Source organism: Salibacterium qingdaonense (assembly GCF_900114715.1).
Classification (GTDB): Bacteria; Bacillota; Bacilli; order Bacillales; family Marinococcaceae; genus Salibacterium; species Salibacterium qingdaonense.
On record NZ_FOTY01000058.1, the window covers coordinates 1 to 5,644 of the forward strand.

Annotated in this window: 4 protein-coding genes and 1 pseudogene; 3 read left to right on the forward strand and 2 right to left on the reverse strand. The window is 43.0% G+C overall.

Annotated elements, in window-relative coordinates; translation table 11 throughout:
- Nucleotides 1–388 precede the first annotated feature (388 nt).
- Together BM058_RS17795 and BM058_RS17800 are read left to right on the forward strand one after the other, a co-directional pair.
- Nucleotides 389–973, forward strand: a pseudogene (locus tag BM058_RS17795) (restriction endonuclease subunit S); the annotation flags it as partial.
- A 3-nt stretch (nucleotides 974–976) separates the two neighbouring features.
- Nucleotides 977–3,952 (forward strand): type I restriction endonuclease subunit R, encoded by a 2,976-nt coding sequence (locus tag BM058_RS17800; RefSeq protein ID WP_090929119.1) that lies wholly within the window; start codon nucleotides 977–979, stop codon nucleotides 3,950–3,952.
- Between the two features lie 363 nt (nucleotides 3,953–4,315).
- Here BM058_RS17800 and BM058_RS17810 read toward each other — a convergent pair whose 3' ends face one another.
- Together BM058_RS17810 and BM058_RS18485 are read right to left on the reverse strand one after the other, a co-directional pair.
- Nucleotides 4,316–4,843 carry a GNAT family N-acetyltransferase gene (locus tag BM058_RS17810; protein WP_090929125.1) on the reverse strand — a complete coding sequence of 176 codons (528 nt, stop codon included), beginning with the start codon at nucleotides 4,841–4,843 and terminating at the stop codon, nucleotides 4,316–4,318.
- Nucleotides 4,843–5,019, reverse strand: coding sequence for a hypothetical protein (locus BM058_RS18485; protein ID WP_177195628.1), 177 nt, complete (start codon nucleotides 5,017–5,019; stop codon nucleotides 4,843–4,845). Before BM058_RS18485 ends, BM058_RS17810 begins: the two co-directional genes overlap by 1 nt.
- A gap of 259 nt (nucleotides 5,020–5,278) precedes the next feature.
- Between BM058_RS18485 and BM058_RS17815 the strand changes: the two genes are divergently transcribed.
- On the forward strand, nucleotides 5,279–5,644 hold a 366-nt coding region (locus tag BM058_RS17815; RefSeq protein ID WP_177195629.1), incomplete at its 3' end, for an alcohol dehydrogenase catalytic domain-containing protein.

The window sequence follows — 5,644 nt, forward strand, 5'->3', positions numbered from 1 at the left end:
TCCTACCTAAAAAGACAGCGCGTCCTCTTTTGCTTCAACCTGTTCTATCAATTAGCGAACCTATAGAAACCCTGTAGGTTTCTTTGTGTTGCTGCAAGAGCACCCTTTTCTAAAGAAAAGAAAACGAAGGCAGGAGTGGAAGGCGGCGCTTCCAGCGGGAAGAGCAGCAGCCGAAGATCCTATCAAACGGCGGTTTTTCCGTTTGATATAGCTGAGGCGCTGCCCGCGGAAAACGTCCGCCTGCAGCGGATGCCTATTTATCTTCAACGTATACCTGAAATAAAAAACGAGTTATAGATATAGAACGGAACCTCACTCAAACAATAACCCTCTTTATCACGGATTCAGGGCAAGGTTAGGTTGGAAAGGTCTTAAAGCAGAGGAATATGTTGATAATGGTTATATATTTCTTTCTACACCTAATATTAAAAATAGGCATATAGATTTTGAAAATGTAAATTTTATTACGAAATATAGATACGATGAATCACCAGAAATAAAGTTGCAAGTAGGTGACGTTCTCTTAGCAAAAGACGGCAACACATTAGGCATTACAAATATTGTTGAAGAATTGCCCTCGGCAGCGACAGTAAATAGTTCAATTGCAGTAATAAGGCCATCTGAGAATTTGAATAGTAAATATTTATATTATTATCTGTTGACCAATTATATACAACATATAATTCAAAGGTTTAAAGATGGGATGGGAGTCCCGCATTTATTTCAAAAAGATATTAATAAATTTTATATTGTTAAACCTTCTATGGAAGTTCAGGAAAAAATTGTTGAATATTTGGAACCAAAAATTCAACAAATTGATAAAATGGTCTTAAAATCACAGGAAATCATTAATAAATTGAAAGAATACCGGCAGTCGTTAATTACAGAAGTGGTGACGGGGAAAATTGATGTGCGGGATGAGCCGGAAGCAATGATGGAACCTCACGAAACAGAAAGAAATGAGGGGGAGTAACCAATGGTGATGGATCACCGGGAAGGTGCGTTTGAGGAAACGGTGCAGGCGATGCTTGTTGAGAATGGGGGATATGAAGCGGGAGATCCGGCCAATTTCGATGCGGAACAGGCATTGGATCCATCTGTGTTGTTTAGATTTCTCGAAACGACACAGCCGAAGCGGCTGGAACAGCTTCGCACCATTCACGGGTCGTCTTATCAGCAAAAAATACGGCGCCGGTTGGAACAGACGTTAAAAAAACGGGGGATGCTGGATGTTCTGCGCCACGGTATGAAAGATTACGGCGTGAAACTGGATCTGATGTATCCCCGCCCGGTTTCCCGTCTGAACCCTGAAGCATTGGATCTGTATTATCACAACCTCCTCACGGTGACCCGCCAGGTGGCTTACGGCCCTAATCATCATAATACACTGGATTTAGTATTATCGGTGAACGGATTGCCGACGGCCACGATTGAATTGAAAACCCCCTACACGAATCAGAACGTACACCATGCTATGAAGCAGTACCGGGAAGACCGCAGTCCGCGTGATTTGATGTTCGATTTCAAAAAGCGTGCTCTCGTACATTTTGCCGTAGACCCGGATGAAGCGTATATGACAACAAAGCTGGCAGGAAAAAAAACGTTCTTTCTGCCGTTTAATAAAGGATATCAGCACGGGTCCGGCAATCCTCCCAATCCAGATGGGTACCGGACGGATTATTTATGGACGGAGATTTTCCCGAAAGACAGCTGGATCGACATTCTGACCCGTTTTTTACATTTGGAAGTGGAGGACGAACAAAAGAACGGACAGATGAAACGAAAAGAAACAATGATTTTCCCGCGATATCACCAGCTGGATGCGGTTCGTTCGCTGGAAGCCGATACGAAAGCAAGCGGGACCGGTACCAATTACCTTGTGCAGCATTCGGCAGGAAGCGGCAAATCGAATTCCATCGCCTGGCTGTCGTACCGTCTGTCCAATCTACATGATGAGACGGATCATCCCTTGTTTGATTCTGTCATCGTTATTACCGATCGAAAAGTGCTGGACCGGCAGCTGCAGGATAAGATTTATCAGTTTGAACACAAGCAGGGTGTCGTTGCAAAAATTGAAAACCACTCCCAGGAACTGGCGCGTGCATTGGAAGCCGGAACCAGAATTATTATTACGACGCTGCAGAAGTTCCCTTACATACTGGACAAAGCAGAAAATCTGAAAGGAAGCCGCTACGCTGTCATTATTGATGAGGCTCACAGCTCCCAGACGGGTGAATCAGCCAAATCGATGAAAGAAGTGCTGAGTGCAAACAGTTTGGAACAGGCAGAAGAAAAAGATCCATCGGAACAGGATGCTGAAGATGAAATGCTGCGGACGATGCAGGCTCACGGGAAACAGGACCATTTAAGTTTTTATGCGTTTACGGCTACACCTAAAAAGAAGACACTTGAAATGTTTGGTACACCAAGAGGCGAAGAGCAGCTTCCTGAACCGTTTCATCTGTACTCGATGCGCCAGGCCATAGAAGAAGGATTCATACTGGATGTTCTTGAAAACTACACAACTTATGAAACCTTTTTCCACTTGTCCAGGCAGATAGAAGATGATCCGGAAGTGGATAAGAAAAAGGCTTCCCGGGCTATTGCCCGATTTGTCAGCCTTCACCCGCATAATATTTCTCAAAAAGCGGAAGTCATGATTGAACATTTCCGCCGTATCACCCAGCACAAAATTCAGGGAAATGCCAAAGCAATGGTCGTCACGGCGTCCCGTCTGCATGCTGTCCGCTATAAAGAAGCGTTTGAAAAATACATCCGGGAAAAAGGATATACAGACGTCAAACCTCTTGTCGCCTTTTCCGGCACGGTTCAGGATGAATATGGGCAGGAATATACCGAAGCCGGAATGAACCAATTCCCGGAAAGTGAAGTGCCGCGCCGGTTTGAAGAAGAATTTGAAGTTATGATTGTGGCTGAAAAGTTCCAGACCGGCTTTGACCAGCCGCTGCTTCATACGATGTATGTCGATAAAAAATTACACGGCGTGAAAGCTATTCAGACCTTGTCCCGGTTGAACAGGACATGCCCGGGCAAAGAAGATACGTTTGTGTTGGATTTTGCCAATAAAGCGGAAGATATACAGGAAGCGTTTCAGCCGTATTATGAAAAAACAATGATTGATGAAACAACAGATCCTAATATGCTATATGATTTGGTGGATGATCTCGAGGCAGGTCAGGTGTATACAGATTCGGAAGTAGATGCTTTCTGCCAGCTTTATTTCAAGCCGGACTTTAATATTGAACGGGGAGTGGACCAGCGCCGTCTGCATGGGTTGCTGGATCCAGCGGTGGAACGCTTTGATCAAAAAACGGAAGAAGAACAGGAACTTTTCCGCGATCAACTGAATAAGTTTGTCCGTTTATACTCTTTCCTGTCCCAGATCATTCCATTTCAGGATCTGGATCTGCACAAGCTCCATACTTTTGGACGTTTCTTTCTCAAGAAAATCCAGCGTGACAACGGAGACCGCGAAACCTTTCATATCGACAGCAATGAAGTGGAACTGGCTTTCTACCGCCTGCAGAAACAGCAGGAAGGCACGATTGCACTGGAAAGCGGCGGTGATTATGCCGTAGGCGGCCACGTTGCATCCGGCAGCAAAAAGTCAGAAGACGACAAGGATAATCTATCTTCTATCATCGAACGTTTGAACGAACGCTTCGCGACAGATTTTAATGATAGTGACCGCCTCTCCATGGAAGCTGTGGAGGAAGAAATGTATAACGATATAGACCTGGCCCAGAAGGCACGCTCCAACTCCATGGACAACTACCGGTACGCCTTCGAGAAAGAATTTATTAATAAATGGATTGAGCGCATGGACAAAGATCAAAACATTTTTTCAAAGATTATGGATGATGATGAGTTTAAGGAAATGATGATGCTTGAGATGATGAAGCGAGTATATGAACGGCAGTCACAAATTTAATTTAAACGCTTAAATTCACATGTTGAAGATTTGTAAAAGATTGTTTACATGTTGATTTTTAGGGAAACAGGTTAAAAACACCTAATCTTGTATTACGGAGGTGAAAAATATGCCGGTTAAACATGAACCTACTGGAATTGTGCACAGTGGTTCAAAAGGTGGTACAACTGGTTGTGGAAGTAATACTAAAGAGCATTTAAGCCATTGGGTTAACACAAGTGCTAGAATCACATGTGAAAAAAATGGTTGCAAGAACTGATTTTTCACTAATTGTTTATTGCAAAATAGAAGTTAAGAAGATTGCAAGATAAAGTTTAGAAGTATGAAAATAAAAAAGGCTGCCCATAGTGGCAGCTTTAAAGTTTATAAAGTGGTGTTGTCTTTTAGATGATCAATCTTCAGAACCATATTATGAAGATCTCGACTCATTCTGTTTAAATAGGTGAACCCACATTTTTTATAAAAATCGATAGTATTTGTGAAGGATTCAACAGATACAAACACCACTCCCACAGACTCAGAGATTTCTCTGCATATATCAAGTGCAATATACATTAACCACTTCCCGTGATCGTTTCCTTGAAATGCATGATCAATGCCTATCGCATGAATTCTTATTGCTGGGTACATTTGCTTTCCTATCATTGATTGCACTGTCCAGTCTTCTTTTTTTAATTTAGATTTCGGTATGGGAACATAATCAGAAAACAGAGTGAAAAAGCCAATAAAATGGCCGCTGTCATTCTGAACGGTATGCGTTTTGGCAAGGTTTTGCTGATGATATTTGAGGGCATTTTCTTTTAAAAATGATTCTATAAAATTATTGGGGCTTGGACAAGAAAAGGATTGAACGGTGTCAGCTGGCATATTAGAAATGAGATCAAGATGCATTAGTCGTTAAAATTACCGCGTTTTCTCATTTCTCTTGCTTTTTTCACACCTTGACGGACTTCCTCTATGTTTTCAGGTTCTTTTTTATTTTTTCCTTCCGCCCAGTCAATAAAGTTTTGACGTTCTTCTTCACTGTCAAAGTTAACTTTCATCGGCTTGATTGTTGGGATTGACAAAGACTTATCCTCCTCATCCCTGCACATGCTGATACCACCTTCATTAGAAATGGTACTAGTATATGCCGGCTTTTCTATAAGTATACCATAGAGCCCCGGGAATGAGTATATCAGGCATAAAGGAAACAAAATGAGTGCAGCTACCCGGATGTGGCAGTCCGCACGGCATCTTTTTTAATATACTGTGCATCTTAAAGAGTCAGAGGGAGTTCCCGCTGTTTACCGCCTTTTATTTCATTGCTGAAAAGGGAGGATACCCATGAAAGCTGTACAAGTAACAGGGTACGGTGATGTAGACAAATTAGAGTTTGTGGAACGAAAAGCGCCGGAACCGAAAAGGGATGAAGTCCTTATTAACGTGAAGGCCTGTGGGATCAATAATACGGAAATCTGGATGCGGGAAGGAGCTTATGGATCCGGCGGGAAGTCAGGGTGGCGGCCGGAAGGGGTGCAATTCCCCCGCATTCCCGGTTCAGACATTACCGGCTGTATTGAGAAAACAGGAGAGGAAGTGGATGAAAGCCTGATAGTGTTACTGCTAGGGAAATTTGACCGTTTATTGCTGGACCGTATGGTCCACAAATTGACAGGCAGTCTGTCCGGGAACAGACGAAAGAAAGCAGGA